The sequence below is a fragment of the Ochrobactrum sp. A-1 genome, assembly GCF_022488005.1.
In the GTDB taxonomy this organism is placed as follows: Bacteria; Pseudomonadota; Alphaproteobacteria; order Rhizobiales; family Rhizobiaceae; genus Brucella.
Genome location: NZ_JAKVQC010000007.1, coordinates 1,524,357 through 1,544,594, shown reverse-complemented (window position 1 = coordinate 1,544,594; position 20,238 = coordinate 1,524,357). Strand labels below are relative to the sequence as shown.

The following is a 20,238-nucleotide window of genomic DNA, read 5'->3' as shown; positions in this document are numbered from 1 at the left end:
CTGATAAATATGCGCGAGCTATTCTTGCTTGCCGCCTGTCCCGGCATTGGCGCGGGCAACCACCACGTTGATGCCTTGCGCCTCCATGCGCTCGATATGCGCGAAAGGCGTAGCCTCATCCACGATGACGACATCGAAGTCGCTGAGCGCCCCGAAATTGTGTAAAGCGCGGCGCTCGAATTTTGTGTGATCGGCAAGAAGAATGCGCTTGGCGGCGCAGTCCAGCATGGCACGCTTGGTTTCCACCATTTCCGGTGATTGATGAAACAGGAGGTCGTCGGTGATCGCTGCAATCGAAATGAAGGCCACATCGGCGCGAAGACGACGAATTTCGTGGATCGTCATGCCGCCGACGAATGCGTTGCACCAGTTATAGAGCTGACCGCCAAGACCGAGCAGCGTCACATCCTTGATGTCGCGTACTTCGTTCATCAGAATCAGCGAGTTTGTAATGACGGTGAGCGGCCCCTTGCCCGGAAGATGCGGCACCATTTGCAGAACAGTGGTGGAATCATCGAAGAAAATGGCCTGTCCCGGCTCAACGAACTGCATTGCAGCTTCGGCGATCAGTTTCTTTTCTTCCGACTGGCGGGTAACGCGATAAAGATCGCTTGCCTCGATCAGGCTTGTGGGCGCAGCCGACACGATGCCGCGCGACTTGCGAAACAGGCCGCGGCTGACCAGTTCATCGACGTCGCGATGCGCTGTCATCAGGCTGATGCCGAACCGTTCGGTGAGGTCCTCGATACGCATCGAGCCTTCAGCCATTACAGTTTCCGCAATCTGCTGGCGCCGGACGAGCTGACGCGCATGCCGGCTGTCGTTCGGCACTTGCTCCGTCATAAGCTTGTCAATGCTTGCTTTGTTGCTCACTGCCATGCCTGTCACTTGTCCCCTTGCTTGCGCGTTCCAAAAGCTTCGGAATCGCCTGATAGGCTTTATATTGCGCGGTCTTCAGCCCCAAAATCCAGCGAGTGATTGCATGGGACTTTCTTGAGGAGAGGGACTTCTGGAAATGCGCATCCCGAAAGCGTTCTGCTGCCGGGATGCGCCTTTTCAAACCTTACTGTTCGAGAACGAACGGCGAGGTGTACTTATCGACATTGTCCTTGGTGATCAGGATGCAGTCGAAGAGCTGCTTTTCATGATCCACACCGGTCTTGCCGGTCTTGATGAAGTTGTCGGCCTGCTTGACGGCAGCTTCCGAGAACACGGCAACCGGCTGCAGAACGGTGTACTGCAGTTCACCCGCCTTGATGGCTGCAACCGCATCCGGCGAACCGTCGAAACCACCGACCTTCACCTGATCCAGCTTGCCAGCCTTCTTCAGAGCAGCAATTGCGCCCAGAGCCATTTCGTCATTACCGGAGATAACGCCGATGATGTCCGGATTGGCCTGAAGCAGAGCCTGCATCTTGTCGTGACCCTGCGTACGGTCCCAGTTGGCGACGTCCTGACCGGCCTTCACCAGATCGGGATACTGCGACAGAACGGTTTCATAGCCGTTCGAGCGCGTTGCGGCGTTGTTGTCCGATGGCGAACCGAACAGCTCGACATACTTGCCCTTGTCGCCAACGCTTTCGACCCACTGGGTCGCACCGATAGCGGCGCCCTGTGCGTTGTTGGAAACGAGCTGTGCCTTGGCCAGGCCTTCCTGGTTGATTTCCGCATTGACGAGGAAAACCGGGATGTTGGCGGCGATTGCACGCTTGACCGCGCCGACCGAACCGTCCGCATTGGCCGGGTCGAGAATGATGGCAACCGACTTGTTGGTGATAGCCGTGTCGATCAGGTTGCTTTCGGTGTTGGTGTCGCCCTTGTGGCCACCGACAACAGCCTTGTAGCCGAGACCTTCAGCGGTCTTCTTGGCAATTTCACCTTCGGTGTACCAGTACGGATTGGACGGATCGTTGACGATGATCGTCATCAGTCCTTCGGCCCAGGCCGTGCTGGCGATGAGAGGCAACGCTGCCGCAGCGGCGAACAGAACGCGCATTCCCTTCTTGAACATGGTCTCACTCCCTTAACATTTTTCGTTTGCGTTATGCCGGTTCCCCGGCGGTACTCATTTCCATCAGGCCGTTTTCGAGATCTTGTGCCCTTTTGGAACTCTTTCGATACGCCCGGCTGTTTTCGCGGCTCCATCCGGAACGGTGGACAGAGCCGCTATCGATCATCGCCGGGAGTATTGAATGCTGTTGAGCAGAACCGCGAGCACGATCACCGCGCCGGTAAAGACGGTCTGCCAGTAGGAGGACACGCCGATAATCACGAGGCCGTCGGAAAGGAAACCGATCACGAAAGCGCCGAGAAGTGTGCCCTGTATAGTACCGCGCCCCCCAGTGAGCGCAGCGCCACCGATAACCACGGCAGCGATTGCCGTCAGTTCGTAAGTGGTGCCTGCTGTCGGACCAGCCGACGTAAGCTGCGAAGAAAGAACCAGACCTGCGATGGCAGCGCAAATGCCGGAAATGACATAGACCGACACCTTGACGCGCTTGACCGGAACGCCGGACAGTTCAGCCGCACGTTCGTTGCCGCCCGATGCATAGAGCCAGCGGCCAAATGCTGTGCGGTTGAGAACGATCGCGCAGATGATGGCGAGAACCGCCAGAACCAGAACGCCGATCGGCACGCCGAACAATTTGTTGAAACCAAGCCATTCAAAGCCCGTATTGCCAAGTTCCGGACGTCCGCCGAGATTGTTGTAGGTCAGGCCATTGGTCATCAGAAGCGCCACGCCGCGCGCGCAATAGAGAACGCCGAGCGTCGCAACGAAGGCCGGAACGCGCAGATATGCGATGAGCACACCGTTGACCGCGCCGACGAACGCGCCGAGCGCACAGGTGATGAGAACCACGGCCCAGACCGGGAAATAGAGAATGATGCCGAATTCCTGCAGCGTCACGCCCTGCATCAGAAAACCGGCGACCACACCGGCCAGCCCCAATGTGGAGCCAACGGAAAGATCGATGCCGCCATTGAGGATGACGAGCAGCATGCCGATGGCAAGCAGGCCGAAAATGGCCACGTGCGACGACATGATGAGGAAGTTGTCGACCGTGAAATAATAAGGCGAAAGGAACGAGAAAACTGCGATGATCGCGATCAGTGCAAAAAATGCACGACCTTCGAGCAGCAGATGCACGATGCCGGGTTTCCGCTTCGCGCCGTTCGGAGCCGCTGTTTCTTTGTTGGTGCTCGTGACTGACATTCTATCAGTGCTCCATAACTATTTTAGTGACCGACCATGGCTTCGCCCGAGGCGGCCATGATCTTCTCCTTGGACACGTCCGATCCGAATTCGGCAGAGATGCGTCCACGGTGCATGACGATGATACGATGAGCGATGCTAAGGCACTCGCCGACTTCCGAAGTCGTGTAGACGACAGCCAGACCCTGCTTCGCCTTTTCAGCTAGAAGCTTGAACACTTCCGCCTTCGCCCCGATGTCGATGCCGCGGCTTGGCTCATCAAGCAGAATGACTTCCGGCTCGGTTGCCAGCATCTTGCCGATCACGACCTTCTGCTGGTTACCACCGGAAAGCGAACCGATTGTCGCTTCGCCGCCATCCGTCTTGATGTGCACATTCTTGATCGACTGATCGACAATCTGCTTTTCACGCTTGCGCGATGTGAAAAGGCCCTTCGTCATTTCGGCGATGCTGGCGAGCGACAGGTTCTTGCCGACCGTCATCGTCTGGACGAGACCGTCGCGCTGGCGATCTTCCGGCACCAGCACAAGGCCCTTCTCGATACGCTGCGCGATGGTGAGGCCGGAAACATCCTGCCCTTTCAGGAGAACACGTCCACCGCTTGCCTTGAGACGACCGGCAACAGTTTCCAGAAGCTCCGTACGACCGGCACCCATGAGGCCATAAATGCAGACGATTTCACCAGCCCGGACCTGAAGCGACATGCGGTCGACCAGCGCGAAGCCCGCACCACCCGGATCGGGAACCGTCAGGTTCTCCACGGAGAGCGCAACATCGCCCCAGTCATAGCCGGTCGGCGGCGAGCCGAGATCGAAATTTTCGCCGACCATGTTGCGGACGATCCATTCCAGATCGATTTCCTCGCGCGGTGCATAGGCCGTCATGGTGCCGTCGCGCAGCACCACCGCATGATTGGTGATCTGCAGCGCTTCTTCCAGATGGTGCGAAATATAGACGATGGCGACACCACGCGCCGTCAGGTCGCGGATCACCTTGAACAGAACCTCGACTTCCGAGGCGCTGAGCGCCGATGTCGGCTCATCCATAATGAGAATACGTGAATTGACCGAAAGAGCACGGGCAATTTCAACGACCTGCTGCTGGCCAAGGCGAAGTTCCTCGACCGGCGTCAGAGGATCGATGTCTTCTTCCAATTCCTTCAGAAGATCACGCGTCAGGCGTTCTTCCTCGGCGAAATCGACGCCGGTCGCAGTACGGATTTCGCGTCCCATGAAGATGTTGTCGCGCACGTTCATGTTGGGCGCGAGGCTCAATTCCTGATGGATGATCGAGATGCCGAGATCGCGCGCTTCAGTAGACGAATTGAACGTCACCGGTTCGCCATCGAGAATGATCGTGCCGGAGGTCGGCTGGATGACGCCGGAAAGCACCTTCATCAGCGTCGATTTTCCGGCACCGTTTTCGCCGAAAAGCGTCGTGACCTGACCACGACGAATTTCGAAATTCACGCCCTTCAAGGCATGAATGCGACCATAGGCTTTGGCGACGTTGTGCGCGGCAAGAACGACATCGCCGTTTTTGCCTTCGATTTTTGGAGCGGCGCTCATTTCACTTCCAGCCCCACAGGCGTGACGAGCCAGTTCTTCGGATTGACGACCTTGAAGACGCCAACCACCGTCACGGTCTTGCCGACGAGATTCTCGATATCGACGCCCGAAAGCACCTGCTTCTTCATCTCATTGTTCAAAGCCGAGCCGGCGTTCTGATATTCGATCTGGTTCTTGAACTGGCCGAACTGGATTTCGCCGGTCGCATCGCGCAGATCGGTGCCGTTGACGGCAGGGCCGGTCTGGACACGGATGGCAACGCCGTCCGGCAGGCCATCGACCTTCACGACGTTGTAGTTGGACTTGCGCTCTTCGACGACGCCCGTGAACTTGACCGGGATGACCGGATTAACATCGCCCACGCCATATTTCTTTCCGGCTGCGGCCTTGTCGGCGGCGAGAGCCGTTCCAACTTCCACAGCATCCACGGCGCGCTGCTCGACGCTGGCCTTCACCTTGGGGAATTCGGAAGCGCCATAGGCATCGGGAGAGAAAGCCTGCTGGCGCACATCGGAATCAGACCCGATCTTCACGACTTTCGTGTCGAAGGCAATCGCACCGACAACCACCACCACAGCGATCACGCTCCAGACGACGGCGCGGCTCAGCTTTGCGGGTTTTTGTGAAATTTGACTGGTTTGTGCACTCATTATCAAACGCCTTCAGCAATTCTGCCGTATTGTCGTTATGGAAACGGATGATGCGGCTGGATTTAAGCCGCCTGTAGACTATTCTCGATCATTGCCATCGGGCCTGCCGGATAGGCAGGAGCCTCCGCCAAAGCGGCGCAAGATGCGATGGACAAGATCATGATGGCCTCCACATGAATTCCAGGGCCCCGCTCCTCCGTGCAACCTGGAAACAGATGCACCGCAATCAGAGCCTATGATAGCGGTGTGTTATTAACTCCAATAATGATGTTATAAAGCTTGAAAGCTGTCAATCGGATGTTTTCGAAACACCGGTTAATTAGCACCATTCCATGCTGAATCCACATCACAATCCAGAGAAATCCACTACATATTCCGTTACAACGCGAATTATTCACACAGCGACTTTTCACGAAAAAAGCATATGGAAACGTAAGAGGTATCCAAAAATATTATTATTTATTTCAGATAGTTAGCAATTCTCTGATAGAAAAATCTTTGCCAGAAAGAAAAGAAACGGGTCAAAATCCGCACATTGAATCACAGCGATTTCCCCTGCAATCACTGTTTGGTGAAAAAAAATTCTCACCATCGAAAATTTTACAGACAACGTGGTAGCGTTATGTTATCTCCAGCATACGCCATTGCCCGACTTCATTATAAACGGGGCTGGGAGCGACGTATTTTCAGTCGCGGGAGGAATCCAAATGTCAATGAAAGCACATATCCGCCATGCGTGAGAAAGGTGACATCATCATCGGGATCGACGCGGGTACTTCCGTGCTCAAGGCAGTCGCTTTCGATCTCAGCGGACGTCAGATCGAGTCTGCAGCCGTTCGCAACAAATACGATACCGGCGACCATGGCGCCGTCACACAATCGCTTTCCCAGACATGGCATGACTGCGCGCGCGCATTGCGCGACCTCGGCGCGAAGGTGCCGGGCCTAGCTGAACGCACTGCGGCAATCGCCGTTACCGGCCAGGGCGACGGAACCTGGCTTGTCGGTCGCGACAACCAGCCGGTTGGCGATGCCTGGCTATGGCTCGATGCCCGTGCGGCAACGACGGTCACGCGGCTTACCGCTGGCCCCATGAACCGCGCGCGCTTTGAAGCGACCGGCACCGGGCTGAACACCTGCCAGCAGGGCTCCCAGATGGCGCATATGGATGCTATCGCGCCCGAGCTTCTGGATAATGCCGAAGTTGCGCTCCACTGTAAGGACTGGCTCTATCTCAATCTCACCGGCATTCGCGCCACCGACCCCTCGGAAGCAAGCTTCACCTTCGGCAATTTCCGCAATCGCCAGTATGACGATGTCGTCATCGACGCGCTCGGCCTGACGAAACGACGTGGATTGCTGCCAGAAATCATCGACGGCACCGAAGTGCAGCATCCGCTTTCCCCCGAAGCGGCAGCAGCAACGGGCTTGCGGGCAGGAACGCCGGTGAGCCTTGCCTATGTCGATATGGCGATGACCGCACTCGGCGCAGGCGTTCGCGGTGGAACGGCAGGAGCCGGATGCTCGACCATCGGTTCCACAGGCGTGCACATGCGTGCCAAGCCGATTGCCGACATCCACCTGAACAAGGAAGGCACCGGCTACGTCATCGCCCTGCCCATTCCCGGTATCGTCACGCAGGTGCAGACCAATATGGGCGCGACGATCAATATTGACTGGATATTGCAGGTCGCTGCCGATCTCATGTCGACGCCGGACAAGCCTATTTCGCTCGGTGACCTTATTCCCCGCCTTGATGTTTGGTTCAATGCCAGCCGTCCGGGGGCGATCCTCTATCATCCGTATATTTCGGAAGCGGGCGAACGCGGCCCCTTCGTCAATGCCTATGCCCGGGCCGGTTTCGTCGGCCTTTCCAGCCGCGACCGTTTCCCCGAAATGGTGCGGTCTGTCGTTGAAGGCCTCGGCATGGCAACGCGCGACTGCTACGCAGCCATGGGTGAAATGCCTGCCGAATTGCGCATCACCGGCGGCGCGGCGCGCTCGAAGGCTCTGCGCAGCACCCTTGCCGCAGCCGTGAATGCGCCAGTGCGTGTTTCCTCGCGCGAAGAGGCGGGAGCCGCAGGTGCTGCCATGATGGCTGCGGTGGCCATCGGCGCCTATCCCAGCATGGATGCATGTATTGCGGAATGGGTCGAGCCGCTGCTTGGCCCGTGCGAGGCCCCGGACGGTCCGCGCGCAAAGCACTATGAGGAACTATTCGTTGCCTATCAGGAAGCTCGGCTGGCACTGACGCCGGTATGGGGCAAGTTGGCACGCATATAGACTATGGGATGCAATTGCATCCGAAGGAGCATGAAATGGCTGAACCGGAAACCTGCGATCTGTTTGTCATCGGCGGTGGTATCAACGGCGCGGGCGTAGCCCGTGACGCCGCCGGGCGCGGCCTCAAGGTTGTGCTGGCGGAAAAGGACGATCTGGCGCAGGGAACATCATCGCGCTCCGGCAAGCTGGTGCATGGTGGCCTGCGTTATCTCGAATATTATGAGTTCCGCCTTGTGCGCGAAGCGCTGATCGAGCGCGAAGTGCTTTTGAACGCCGCTCCCCATATCATCTGGCCGATGCGTTTCGTTCTGCCGCACAGCCCGCAGGACCGTCCAGCCTGGCTGGTGCGGCTCGGCCTGTTTCTCTATGACCACCTCGGCGGTCGCAAGAAGCTTCCCGGCACACGCACGCTCGACCTGCGGCGCGATCCGGAAGGTACGCCGATCGTCGACCAATATACCAAAGGCTTCGAATATTCCGACTGCTGGGTCGATGATGCCCGTCTCGTTGCACTGAATGCGGTTGGCGCTGCTGAAAAAGGCGCGACCATTCTTACCCGCACGCCTGTCGTTTCCGCACGCCGCGAAAAAGGCGGCTGGATTGTGGAAACAAAAAACCGCGACACCGGCGAAACCCGCACATTCCGCGCGCGCTGCATCGTCAACTGCGCCGGACCATGGGTTACGGATGTCATCCACAATGTCGCTGGCTCCAACTCGTCGCGCAATGTGCGTCTCGTCAAGGGCAGCCACATCATCGTTCCGAAATTCTGGTCGGGCGCAAATGCCTATCTCGTCCAGAACCACGACAAGCGCGTTATCTTCATCAATCCTTATGAGGGCGACAAGGCGCTGATTGGCACCACCGACATCGCTTATGAAGGCCGTGCCGAAGACGTTGCAGCGGATGAGAAGGAAATCGAATATCTGCTGACTGCTGTGAACCGCTATTTCAAGGAAAAGCTCAGGCGCGAAGACGTGCTGCATTCCTTCTCCGGTGTTCGCCCGCTGTTCGACGACGGCAAGGGCAACCCTTCCGCCGTCACCCGCGATTATGTCTTCGACCTCGACGAAACCAACGACGCGCCGCTGCTCAACGTCTTTGGCGGCAAGATCACCACGTTCCGCGAGCTGGCGGAGCGCGGCATGCATCGCCTCAAGCACATCTTCCCGAAAATGGGCGGCGACTGGACGCATGGCGCACCGCTTCCGGGCGGCGAAATCGCCAATGCCGATTATGAAACCTTCGCCAATAGCTTGCGCGACACCTATCCGTGGATGCCGCGCACACTCGTCCATCATTATGGCCGCCTCTACGGTGCGCGCACGAAAGAAGTGGTTGCAGGCGCGCAAAACCTCGAAGGTCTCGGTCGCCATTTCGGCAGCAGCTTCTATGAGGCGGAAGTGCGCTATCTGGTAGCGAATGAATGGGCGAAGACGGCAGAGGACATTCTCTATCGCCGTACCAAGCATTACCTGCACCTGACCGAAGCCGAACGTACCGCATTCATCGCATGGTTCGACAACGCAAATTTTACTGCCTGAGGAAGCCATGGCTCTGACGCTTTCGCTGAACACCAATCCACTGGTCAACCGCTTTGCAGAGCCGGACGACCTGATCGAAACCGTGGCGCGCGACCTGCGCCTGCGTGACCTCCAACTCACCCACGAGTTCATCAATCCAAGCTGGCAGGCTTCGACCATTCGCCGCCTGACGCGCGACATGGACAAGGCACTGCAGCGCACCGGCGTTCGTGTCACCTCCGGCATGACCGGCCCCTATGGCCGTCTCAATCACTTCGGCCATCCGGACGCAGAAGTGCGCCGCTATTATATCGACTGGTTCAAGACCTTTGCCGACATTATCGGCGATCTTGGCGGCAAGTCGGTCGGCACGCAGTTTGCGATCTTCACCTACAAGGATTTCGATGACGCTTCGCGCCGCGAAGAGCTTATCAAGATTGCGATCGATTGCTGGGCGGAAGTCGCCGAACATGCGAGCAGTGCCGGTCTCGACTATGTCTTCTGGGAGCCGATGAGCATCGGGCGTGAATTTGGCGAGACGATTGCCGAATGCATGAAGCTTCAGGACCGCCTCACCGCTGCCGACATGGCAATTCCGATGTGGATGATGGCTGATATCGACCATGGCGATGTGACTTCCGCCAATCCGGACGATTTCGACCCCTACGCCTGGGCACGCGCCGTGCCGAAAGTCTCACCGATCATTCACATCAAGCAGAGCCTGATGGACAAGGGCGGACATCGTCCGTTCACCGCAGCGTTCAATGCCAAGGGACGCATCCAGCCAGAACCACTTCTGAAAGCCTTTGCCGAAGGCGGTGCGGTGGACAATGAAATCTGCCTTGAGCTGTCGTTCAAGGAACGCGAGCCGAACGACCGTGAAGTCATTCCGCAGATTGCAGAAAGTGTGGCTTTCTGGGCTCCGCACATTGACACCGGCGCTAAGGACTTGAAGATATAGACAATTTAAGGAACCGGACCGCTTTCAATGGCAGATGCTGATGATTCACTGGCGCTGCGCGCTGCATGGCTTCACTTCGTGGCGGGCATGACCCAGTCAGCCGTTGCGAAGCGCCTTGGTCTGCCGTCCGTGAAAGCGCATCGCCTTATTGCCAAAGCCGTCGCGGACGGTGCGGTGAAGGTCAGTATCGACGGTGACATAACCGAATGTATCGACCTCGAAAACCGCCTCGCCGATATGTACGGCCTCGATTATTGCGAAGTTGCCCCTGACATTGGCGAGGAGGGCCTGCCGCTCATGGCGCTTGGTCATGCGGGTGCGGATTTTCTGCGGCGCGAGATCGAGCATGGCGACCATGAAGTCATCGGCATCGGCCATGGCCGCACGCTTTCGGCCGCAGTCAACTATATGCCCCGCGTGGTAGCCAACGACCTGCGTTTCGTGTCGCTGCTCGGCGGCCTGACACGCAATTTTGCCGCCAACCCGCATGATGTGATGCACCGCATCGCCGAAAAGACAGGTATGCCCGCTTATGTGATGCCGGTGCCCTTCTTCGCCAACACGGCAGAAGACCGCGAAGTGCTGCTCGCACAACGCGGTGTCACCACCGTTTTCGACATGGGTTGCCAAGCTGAACTGAAGATCGTCGGCATCGGCACAGTCGATGCGCAGGCGCAGCTTGTCACATCCGGCATGATAGAACTGGCTGAAGTCGAAGAGATCGCCAGCCTCGGCGGTGTTGGCGAAATGCTCGGCCATTTCTTTGACGCCAATGGCCAGCGCCTCGAAACAGCGCTGACCGCCCGTACCATCGCTGCATCGGTCGAAAACGCGGATATGAGCCGAATTGTGGGCCTTGCCGGTGGAATTTCCAAGGTGGAAGCCATCCGCGCCGTGCTGAAAAGCGGTCGTCTTTACGGCCTCATCACCGATGAGCGCACGGCAAAAGCGCTCGTTGAACAGCCGAACGGAAAATAACATAATAACATTTTTATAATAGATTTTTTTGTGATTTTGTGATCTAACTTCACGCGATAAATGTTCCGCCAATGAGATCGGACGAGAGCGTGAAGCGCGACGACAGAAGACAGGCGATAATAAACCTTCTGATCGAAAATCAGGCCGTCGATCTCGACGATCTGGCGGATCGGTTTGCCGTTTCCAAAATGACGATCCATCGCGATCTGGATTCGCTGGAACATACCGGCGTGCTGCGCAAGGTACGCGGCGGAGCGACGATCGATACCGGTACACAATTTGAAAGCGATTTCCGCTTCCGCGAACGGCAGGACGGCGAAGCGAAGCAGAAGATGGCCCGTACCGCGCTCCAACTTGTCGAGCCGGGTATGACGGTGATGATCAACGACGGCTCCATGGCCGCAGTTCTCGGCGGTTTGCTTCTGGAAAAACGCCCGCTGACGGTCATCACCAACAACGCCGTCATCATTGATGAGCTGAAGGGTGAAAGCGGAATCAATCTCATCGCGCTCGGTGGAACCTATTCAGCCAAGTTCAATGCGTTTTTCGGCATTCTGACAGAAAGCGCCCTGTCACATCTGAGTGCCGATATCGCCTTCATTTCCTCGCCTGCAGTCAATGGCAAGCTCGTCTATCACATGGATGAGAATGTGGTGCGTACAAAGCGCGCCATGACGGCGTCCGCCGCCCGCACCTGTCTTCTGGTCAATCACCAGCGGTTCGGACGCCCCGCACTGCATGTCATGGCTGATCTTTCCGATTTCGACGCGATCATAACCGATGCCTCCCCCGACGCGACTGTACTGGCCGATCTCGAACAGGCTGGCATTGCACTGACCATCGCTGACGACTGCGCATAAACCTAAAGGACGAAAATTGAGCATGACCAAATTCTGGATTGGCACGAGCTGGAAGATGAACAAGACGCTGGCTGAAGCCCGCGTTTTCGCCGAAGCGCTGAAAACTGCCGATGCGAGCCGGTCGTCGGACATCCAGCGCTTCGTCATCCCGCCCTTTACCGCCGTGCGCGAAGTGAAGGAAATTCTCTCCGGCACATCCGTCAAGGTGGGCGCGCAGAACATGCATTGGGCCGATCAGGGTGCATGGACCGGCGAGATTTCGCCGCTGATGCTCAAGGATTGTAATCTCGATATTGTCGAACTCGGCCACTCGGAGCGCCGCGAACATTTCGGCGAAACCAACGAAACTATTGGCCTGAAAGTGGAAGCCGCCGTGCGTTACGGTCTGATCCCGCTCATCTGCATCGGTGAGACACTGGAAGACCGTGAAAGCGGACGCGCGGCGCAAGTGCTTGAAGAAGAAGTACGCGGTGCGCTTTCCAAGCTCTCCGATGCGCAGAAGCAGGCCGAAATCCTGTTTGCCTATGAACCGGTCTGGGCCATCGGCGAAAATGGCATCCCGGCATCGGCGGACTATGCAGATGCGCGACAGGCGGAAATCATTGCGGTTGCAGAAAGCGTGCTTGGTCGCCGCTTGCCTTGCCTTTATGGCGGCTCGGTCAATCCGGGCAATTGCGAAGAGCTGATCGCCTGCCCGCATATCGACGGTCTTTTCATCGGTCGCTCGGCATGGAACGTCGAAGGCTATCTCGACATTCTGGCCAAATGCGCCAACAAAATTGCATCCAAATAAGGAGTAACGTCATGAAAGTAGCAGTAGCAGGCGACAGCGCCGGCGAAGGTCTGGCCAAGGTTCTCGCTGATCATCTCAAGGATCGCTTCGAGGTTTCGGAAATCTCACGCACGGACGCTGGCGCAGATGCATTCTACGCCAACCTCTCCGACCGCGTGGCTTCCGCGGTGCTCGATGGCACCTATGATCGCGCCATCCTCGTTTGCGGCACCGGCATCGGTGTATGCATCGCGGCCAACAAAGTTCCCGGCATCCGCGCCGCGTTGACGCACGATACCTATTCGGCAGAGCGCGCAGCGCTTTCCAACAATGCCCAGATCATCACCATGGGCGCCCGCGTCATCGGCTCGGAAGTGGCCAAGACCATTGCCGACGCCTTCCTCGCTGAGACCTTTGACGAAAATGGCCGTTCGGCTGGCAATGTCAACGCGATCAACGAAGTCGACGCAAAATACAACGCACGTTGATCTTCAACGCATGAAACAAAAAAGCGGAGGGTTTCCCCTCCGCTTTTCTTTTGCCGTATCGACAGAATTTAGCTGAACTTCGGATCCAGCGAACCATCGCGATAGCGCTTTGCCATTTCGGAAAGCGGGATCGGACGGATCGAGGCAGCATGACCGGCAGTGCCGAACTGTTCGAAGCGCTCCTTGCAGAGCTTGGTCATCGCGGCCATCGCAGGCTTCAGGTATTTGCGCGGATCGAACTCGCTCGGATCTTCCTGCAGGACGCGGCGGATCTGGCCGGTCAGCGCCATGCGGTTGTCCGTGTCGATGTTGATCTTGCGCACGCCATGCTTGATGCCGCGCTGGATTTCCTCAACCGGAACGCCCCAGGTCGGCTTCATCTTGCCGCCATACTTGTTGATGATTTCCTGCAGCTCTTCCGGCACTGAAGACGAACCATGCATGACAAGATGCGTGTTCGGCAGCTTGCGATGGATTTCCTCGATCACATTCATGGCGAGGACGGAACCGTCCGGCTTGCGGCTGAACTTGTAGGCGCCATGCGACGTGCCCATGGCGATTGCCAGTGCATCGACCTTGGTTTCGCGCACGAATTTCACAGCTTCATCCGGATCGGTCAGAAGCTGGTCGTGCGACAGTACGCCTTCCGCGCCGTGGCCGTCTTCTGCATCGCCCATGCCGGTTTCGAGCGAACCCAGAACGCCGAGTTCCCCTTCCACCGAGATGCCGCCAAGATGCGACATCTCGCTGACCTGACGCGTGACGGAAACATTGTAGTCCCAGTCGGCAGGCGTCTTGCCGTCAGCCTTGAGCGAGCCGTCCATCATGACGGAGGTGAAGCCCGCCTGGATGGCGGTCATGCAGGTGGCGGCTTCGTTGCCATGGTCGAGATGCACGCAGACCGGAATATGCGGATAGATTTCCGTTACCGCATCCATCATGTGACGGAGCATGATGTCGTTTGCATAGGAACGCGCACCGCGCGAAGCCTGCAGGATCACCGGCGCATCGGCGGCATCCGCCGCTTCCATGATGGCAAGCGCCTGTTCCATGTTATTGATGTTGAATGCCGGGACGCCGTAACCCTGTTCAGCGGCGTGATCGAGCAATTGCCGCAGCGTAATGCGCGCCATTTCTAGCCTCCTAGAGCGCATCCCGAAAAGTGTGAAACGGTTTTCGGAACAAGATGCGCGTAAAAACAAATGGATGGAGCATTTCCAATGCTCCAGACGATGTCAGATCAGGTTATTTCGCGAAATATTCGCCGAGGATATCCACCTCTTCGGCCACGCCGAACACCAGCGCACTGCGCTCGTGATAGGTTTGCGGGACAATATCGAGAATGGATCTCGAACCGTCGGTCGCCTTGCCACCCGCCTCACGGGCGAGGAAAGCAATGGGATTGGCTTCGTAGACGAGCCGCAAGCGGCCCTTCTCATAGCCGGGGCGGCTGTCATTCACATAGAAGAACAGGCCGCCGCGCTGCATGATGCGGTGCATGTCGCCCACCGCAGCACCGAGCCAGCGCATGTTGAAGTTACGCCCGCGCGGACCATCCTTGCCAAGGAATGCATCGTTGACATAGGCTTGCATGCCAGCGGACAAATGCCGCTGGACGGATGCGTTGAACGCCAGATCGGACGTGTGTTCCGGCAGCGTCACATTGCGGCGCGTGATATGGAAAATCCCGCTTGCCGGATCGAATGTCGCGAAAATCACGCCCTCGCCGACCGAAAAGCCGAGATCGACCGAATTGCCATAGGAAACATAACCGGCTGCAATCTGGCGGTTGCCGGGCTGCAAAAACGGCTCCGCCGTATCTGCCGGGAAAATCGAGAAAATCGTGCCAAGCGGGGCACCTAGGCTCACATTGCCGGAGCCATCGAGCGGATCGATGGCGACAGCGATCAGCCCATCGGCCTTGCCTGCTACGGGAAGATCCGCTTCCTCCGAAAGAATGGAGGCCGCACCTCCCGCGATCAGCAGCTCAACGAACAGATTGTGCGAACCGACATCGATGCACTTCTGCTGGTCCTGATCGCTATTGACGCCGACAAGCTTGCCCGGATCGCCTGGAAGCGAACCGCGTGCGATGCGACCGGCAAGCCGCGCTGCGCCAGCCAGAATAGCCTTGATTGCATCGGCGGTCGCAAGGCGCAGCGCGTCCTTGCCAGCCCAGTTGTCGAGATAAGCGCCGACAGCTTCGGCTTCCACGCGATCGCTATCGCCAACAAGAACCAGCGGAGAAAAATTGCCAGCCACCGTCATTTGCCCTGCTCCAGCAAGAATTTGGCGCGGGCGATAATCGCCTCGGCCGTGATGCCGAATTTTTCATAGAGCACCTCGGCAGGTGCCGAAGCGCCGAAGCCATCCATGCCGATCACATCGTCTTCGCTGTCGACATAACGCGTCCAGCCGAACTTGCCTGCGGCCTCGACGGCGATGCGCGGCGCATCGCCCAGAACGCCCTTGCGGTATTCCTTGCTCTGCTTTTCGAACAGATCCCAGCTCGGCATGGAGACGACCGCTGTTGCGATGCCTTCTTCAGCAAGCTTTTCGGCAGCCTTCACAGCGAGCGACACTTCCGTGCCCGTGGCAAGCAATGTGATCTGGCGTTCGCCTTTTGCTTCACGCAGTACATAGGCGCCACGCGCGGAGAGGTTCTCGCCATTGTCGGTGCGCAACTGCGGCACGTTCTGGCGCGAAAGGGCCAACACCGAAGGCGTATGCGGATCGGAAACCGCCACAGCCCAGCATTCCAGCGTCTCAATCGTGTCTGCCGGGCGGAAGACGTGAAGGTTCGGCATGGCGCGCAAGCTGGCCAGATGTTCGACCGGCTGGTGCGTCGGACCGTCTTCGCCGAGACCGATGGAGTCATGCGTCAGCACATGGATGACACGCACACCCATCAGCGCCGAAAGGCGGATGGCGTTGCGGGCGTAATCGGAGAACACCATGAAGGTGCCGCCGTAAGGGATGAAGCCGCCATGGACCGCGATACCGTTCATGGCTGCGCCCATCGCAAATTCACGCACGCCGTAGCTGACATAGCGACCGCTGTTTTCCGGCGTGAAATCGCTGTCGACGGCAGGAACGCGGGTGAGGTTCGAATGGGTAAGGTCAGCCGAGCCGCCGATCATTTCCGGCAGGGCTGCCGTCAGGCTTTCAAGCGCGATCTGGCTTGCCTTGCGGGTCGCAACATTCTGCAGCTTGTCGAGGAGACGTTGCTTGGCATCGCCGACGACCGCTGCAAAGCCTTCCGGCAGAACGCCAGCAATACGACGGTCGAATTCGGCGCGTTCGGTTGCAGGCAGCGCATCGACGCGCTTTTGCCACGCTTCACGCTCCAAAACGCCACGCGCACCGGCTTCACGCCAGGCATTGAGCAAGGGGCCGGGAATTTCGAAAGCTTCCGCCGTCCAGCCGAGCGCTGCCTTGGTGGCGGCATTTTCAGCGGCACCCAGCGGCGCGCCATGCACGCCGCTCGTACCGGCGCGATTTGGCGAACCATAGCCGATGACAGTCTTGAGCGCGATCAGCGTCGGGCGGTCGGCTTGAGCCTTGGCGCGCGTCAGCGCCGCATCGATGGCATGATGATCGTGACCGTCGACCTTCTCAACATTCCAGCCACAAGCTTTGAACTTGGCTGGAATATCGTCGGTGAAGGCAATTTCCGTGCTGCCGTCGATGGTGATGCCGTTATCATCATAGAGCAGGATCAGCTTGCCGAGGCGAAGGTGACCGGCAAGCGAGATCGCTTCCTGTCCCACGCCTTCCATGAGGCAGCCGTCGCCGCAGAACACATAAGTGCGGTGATCGACAATATCCTTGCCGAACTGGCCGGCGAGCGCGCGTTCGGCGATTGCCATGCCGACCGAGCTGGCGAGACCCTGACCGAGCGGGCCGGTGGTCAGCTCAACGCCTTCTGTATGACCATATTCTGGATGACCGGCGGTCTTCGAACCCCACTGGCGGAAGTTCTTCAGCTCATCGATGGACACGTCCTTGTAGCCCGCCAGATAGAGCGCACTGTAAAGCAGCATCGAGCCATGGCCGTTGGAGAGCACGAAACGGTCACGGTCCGCCCAGTTCGGCGTCGACGCATCGAATTTCAGGTGCTTCGAGAACAAAACGGCTGCGGCGTCAGCCATGCCGAGCGGCATTCCCGGATGGCCGGAATTGGCAGCATCGACGGCATCGATCGAGAGAGCGCGAATGCAGTTGGCGAGTTGCAGCATATCTGATACGGGCGGGGCGAAATTCATCGGCGGCAACCTCCTTGCCAAAAGCAAAGCCTTGAGCATGTCCGGCAAACGAAACCCGGTTCGGTGCCGATATGCGTAAAACAACTAAGCCAGAGCGCATTGCGCTCGTGCTGCCTGAGATTTCGCAGTCCTTTTAAGGCCAGCCTCTCAGGCACCAATTGCGGTAACACCGTTTCAAAAGCATAACAATATGGCCATAACATTATAACGATTTAAATGTGATATTGAGTGTGATTTTTCTTTCCACACCCTTGTTTTTGGCCGTTTAGAAAGGGCGAATCGCAGCTTCAGCGCCGCGACTCACCTCCCAAAACGCAAAAAAGCAATCCGTGGATGACCACGGACTGCTCCTTATAATAGTATCGAGATGAGGCGGATTACGCACCGGCCATGCGCTGGCGCCGCTCACGCAAAAGCATCGGACCGTATTCGAGAACATAAAGCCCGAAAGCGCCCATCCAGAGCAAAGCCGATGCGGCGAGGATGGTATGGAAGAAATTCGGCATGACTTCCGCCAGCGGGCGGATCAGCGCGGCGGCGACCAGGCACAGATAGGCAATCTGCGTGACGGGCGAGGCCGTCAGCTCGCGTCCGGTATGGCCTCGCGTCGCCCGCGTCATGACCGCCAGCATCATGCAGCCGATTGCGCCGACAGTCACGACATGCAAGGCGGAATAGGGGTTGAGGCGATCAATGGCGGAAAGACCGATGGCGATGAAACCGAGCGGGATGAACGCATAGGCGACATGAAGAACCAGCAGCAGCTTTTCCCTCGCCACAGACCATCCCCGCCAGCGGTAAAGCCGCACGATGTGAAACAGGGCTGCGATCCACGCCAGCACCGCCGTTATCGTCTGATCAGGAGCGGCGATCCAGCCGATGCAGGCAGCCACCCCGACAAGAATGCTGAAACCGTCATAGCGGTTGAACGGCACCGGAAAGCGTATCCGCCCCATCTTGTTGAGCCAGTTGCGGGTGAAGCTTGGCACAATGCGCCCACCGATCACCATGACCAGCAGGACATAGGCACTGACACCAATGCGGTTGGCCAATGCCACGTCGCCATCGGTCAGGATCAGATAATGAAAGACGAGATTGGCAACCATCACCGTTGCCACGCCGACCAAAACCTTCAGGTTTTTCCACTGGCGCCCGGCAATGATTTCCCGCGCGCAGATGAAAAGCAGCAAGGGCAGAAACAGGCCTTCGACCGCAACGGCGAACCGTATATCGACAAGATCAGGCTCCAGAAACACGAGCCTGCCCGCAATCCACACCCCGAAGAGAACCGCAAGCGGCATCCCCGACACCGGCAGACCGCCGGTCCAGTTCGGAATGGCTGTCAGCAGGAACCCTGCCAAAACGGCGGAGGAGAAGCCAAACACCATTTCATGGGCATGCCAGTTCAGCCCGCCATAGGAACCGCCGAGCGGCATTCCAAGCGTCAGCGACAATATCCAGAAAAGCATGGCCAGAACGGCCCATATGGCTCCGCCCAGAAAAAATGGGCGGAAGCCATAGCTGAGGAGGACGGGACCAGTCATTTTCAGTCCACGCGGCATACCTTTTTGATCGGATGGCATCGCAGCAGGTACTGCCTGCAGGCTTGGCTGTCTGGTCATGATGTCCTCGTCATGTAGCCGGTTCAAGTTCGGCTCATCGAGAGTTTTCGGTCAATCTTATTTGGCGCTGGCGATGACCTTATCCAGCCGCTCCTGAACGATCTTCGGCTTCTTGGCAGAAACGATCTGGTCGAGATTGGCCGGGTTGTCACCGACAGCGATGAGCGCGATCATGCCCATGGCATAATGCGGTGTGCACTTTACCATATATGCGCCGGGATGGGTAACCGTCAGCACATAGTTCTCATTGATCTTGCTTTTGAATTTTTCGGCACCTTCGGGGATCATGTCCTTGATGGACTCGACATTGTGCCCTTTGTCGATCGGTATGAAAGTGATCGTGTCACCGGGATTGGCCTTGATATAGGCGGGCTCGAAAACCATGGCGCCTTCGGCACCCTTGTTGAGCATGTGAACTTCGATATTTTCGGCAAGGGCTGGGGCCGCCAGCACCGAAAGAATGCCTGCTGCAGCAAATTTGATCGCGAGGTTACGCATTTTCGTCCTGATCTCCATCGATTGGCGCACCTGCCGTCTCGGCTTTGACACGCCACGTCACGGGATGTAGACCTGTCGTCTGCCAACCTCTTTGATCTGGATCAAACAGGTGAAGTTATTCCTGATAATGACGCTCAAATTACAATAGAAGCCAAAAGGAGCGCCTCAGCGCTCCCTTCGACTATGGTTTCAGTTCTTGGCCGCAACGACCACGACTTCGATCAATCGCTTCGGGTCGCCCAGATCGGCGATGCCAATCGTGGCGCGGGCGGGAAGGTCGTCCCCATCCAGCCATTCGAGCCAGGCTTCGTTCATCTCTTCCTTCTTCGACATGTCGCTGATGTAGATGCGTGCCGAGACGAGCTGTGTCTTGTCCGAGCCGCATTCGGCAAGTACGTCGTCCAGTTTGGCGCAGACTTGCTGCGTCTGTTCCTTCATGCCGAGCGAAATATCGGACGCCGCATGTCCACCGACGAAAATGAGACCGTTATGCTCCACTGCCGCATGCATGATGCGATGCTTCCGGTAACGCGTTACCATAATTATACCTCTCTTA

18 protein-coding genes and 1 pseudogene are annotated in these 20,238 nt (G+C 57.7%); 8 read left to right on the top strand and 11 right to left on the bottom strand.

The annotated features are described in order from the left end of the window. Positions 1–18 precede the first annotated feature (18 nt). The 5 genes from MKS82_RS25575 to MKS82_RS25555 all read right to left on the bottom strand — a co-directional run bounded on the left by MKS82_RS25575 (position 19) and on the right by MKS82_RS25555 (position 5,432). Positions 19–879: a DeoR/GlpR family DNA-binding transcription regulator gene (locus MKS82_RS25575; protein ID WP_109986733.1), complete on the bottom strand. Its 861-nt coding sequence runs from the start codon at positions 877–879 to the stop codon at positions 19–21. A gap of 184 nt (positions 880–1,063) precedes the next feature. Next, a complete protein-coding gene (locus MKS82_RS25570; protein WP_061346699.1) occupies positions 1,064–2,011 on the bottom strand; it encodes a D-ribose ABC transporter substrate-binding protein in 948 nt (315 codons plus the stop codon). Positions 2,012–2,173: 162 nt separating this feature from the next. Then, positions 2,174–3,214: an ABC transporter permease gene (locus MKS82_RS25565; RefSeq protein WP_061346700.1), complete on the bottom strand. Its 1,041-nt coding sequence runs from the start codon at positions 3,212–3,214 to the stop codon at positions 2,174–2,176. A 23-nt stretch (positions 3,215–3,237) separates the two neighbouring features. Beyond that, a complete protein-coding gene (locus MKS82_RS25560; protein ID WP_109986732.1) occupies positions 3,238–4,782 on the bottom strand; it encodes a sugar ABC transporter ATP-binding protein in 1,545 nt (514 codons plus the stop codon). Continuing rightward, positions 4,779–5,432, bottom strand: a complete 654-nt coding sequence (locus MKS82_RS25555; RefSeq protein ID WP_109986731.1) for a DUF2291 family protein — start codon at positions 5,430–5,432, stop codon at positions 4,779–4,781. Before MKS82_RS25555 ends, MKS82_RS25560 begins: the two co-directional genes overlap by 4 nt. On the opposite strand from MKS82_RS25555, the pseudogene MKS82_RS25550 reads away from it, so the two are divergent. The 8 genes and pseudogenes from MKS82_RS25550 to derI form a co-directional block, all read left to right on the top strand. Continuing rightward, positions 5,412–5,505 (top strand): annotated as a pseudogene (locus tag MKS82_RS25550) (ATP-binding protein); the annotation flags it as partial. The gene MKS82_RS25555 and the pseudogene MKS82_RS25550 sit on opposite strands and share 21 nt — an antisense overlap. A 659-nt stretch (positions 5,506–6,164) precedes the next feature. Continuing rightward, a complete protein-coding gene (locus tag MKS82_RS25545; RefSeq protein WP_109986730.1) occupies positions 6,165–7,715 on the top strand; it encodes an FGGY-family carbohydrate kinase in 1,551 nt (516 codons plus the stop codon). A gap of 35 nt (positions 7,716–7,750) precedes the next feature. Next, positions 7,751–9,259, top strand: a complete 1,509-nt coding sequence (locus MKS82_RS25540; protein WP_109986729.1) for a glycerol-3-phosphate dehydrogenase — start codon at positions 7,751–7,753, stop codon at positions 9,257–9,259. A 7-nt stretch (positions 9,260–9,266) separates the two neighbouring features. Continuing rightward, positions 9,267–10,199 (top strand): sugar phosphate isomerase/epimerase family protein, encoded by a 933-nt coding sequence (locus tag MKS82_RS25535; RefSeq protein WP_109986728.1) that lies wholly within the window; start codon positions 9,267–9,269, stop codon positions 10,197–10,199. Between the two features lie 27 nt (positions 10,200–10,226). Continuing rightward, positions 10,227–11,177: a sugar-binding transcriptional regulator gene (locus MKS82_RS25530; RefSeq protein WP_109986727.1), complete on the top strand. Its 951-nt coding sequence runs from the start codon at positions 10,227–10,229 to the stop codon at positions 11,175–11,177. A gap of 89 nt (positions 11,178–11,266) precedes the next feature. Beyond that, positions 11,267–12,037: a DeoR/GlpR family DNA-binding transcription regulator gene (locus MKS82_RS25525; protein ID WP_109986726.1), complete on the top strand. Its 771-nt coding sequence runs from the start codon at positions 11,267–11,269 to the stop codon at positions 12,035–12,037. 22 nt (positions 12,038–12,059) lie between these two features. Continuing rightward, positions 12,060–12,830, top strand: coding sequence for a triose-phosphate isomerase (locus tag MKS82_RS25520; protein ID WP_109986725.1), 771 nt, complete (start codon positions 12,060–12,062; stop codon positions 12,828–12,830). A gap of 11 nt (positions 12,831–12,841) precedes the next feature. After that, the gene (gene derI, locus MKS82_RS25515) at positions 12,842–13,297 is read left to right on the top strand and encodes a D-erythrulose-4-phosphate isomerase (protein WP_109986724.1); all 456 of its coding nucleotides are present in this window, start codon (positions 12,842–12,844) and stop codon (positions 13,295–13,297) included. Positions 13,298–13,365: 68 nt separating this feature from the next. On the opposite strand, the gene fba is transcribed toward derI, so the two are convergent. From fba to MKS82_RS25485, 6 genes are all read right to left on the bottom strand, one after another. Continuing rightward, positions 13,366–14,430, bottom strand: a complete 1,065-nt coding sequence (fba, locus tag MKS82_RS25510) for a class II fructose-bisphosphate aldolase (RefSeq protein WP_109986723.1) — start codon at positions 14,428–14,430, stop codon at positions 13,366–13,368. A gap of 112 nt (positions 14,431–14,542) precedes the next feature. Next, on the bottom strand, positions 14,543–15,565 hold the full coding sequence (locus MKS82_RS25505; protein ID WP_109986722.1) for a class 1 fructose-bisphosphatase: 1,023 nt from the start codon (positions 15,563–15,565) through the stop codon (positions 14,543–14,545). After that, positions 15,562–17,562 (bottom strand): transketolase, encoded by a 2,001-nt coding sequence (gene tkt, locus MKS82_RS25500; protein ID WP_109986721.1) that lies wholly within the window; start codon positions 17,560–17,562, stop codon positions 15,562–15,564. The genes MKS82_RS25505 and tkt overlap by 4 nt, the downstream gene beginning before the upstream one ends. Positions 17,563–17,939: 377 nt before the next feature. Continuing rightward, positions 17,940–19,184 (bottom strand): NnrS family protein, encoded by a 1,245-nt coding sequence (locus MKS82_RS25495; protein WP_109986720.1) that lies wholly within the window; start codon positions 19,182–19,184, stop codon positions 17,940–17,942. 57 nt (positions 19,185–19,241) lie between these two features. Further along, positions 19,242–19,682: a pseudoazurin gene (locus tag MKS82_RS25490; RefSeq protein WP_109986719.1), complete on the bottom strand. Its 441-nt coding sequence runs from the start codon at positions 19,680–19,682 to the stop codon at positions 19,242–19,244. Positions 19,683–19,871: 189 nt separating this feature from the next. Beyond that, positions 19,872–20,222 carry a RidA family protein gene (locus tag MKS82_RS25485; protein WP_109986718.1) on the bottom strand — a complete coding sequence of 117 codons (351 nt, stop codon included), beginning with the start codon at positions 20,220–20,222 and terminating at the stop codon, positions 19,872–19,874. Between the last annotated feature and the right edge of the window lie 16 nt (positions 20,223–20,238).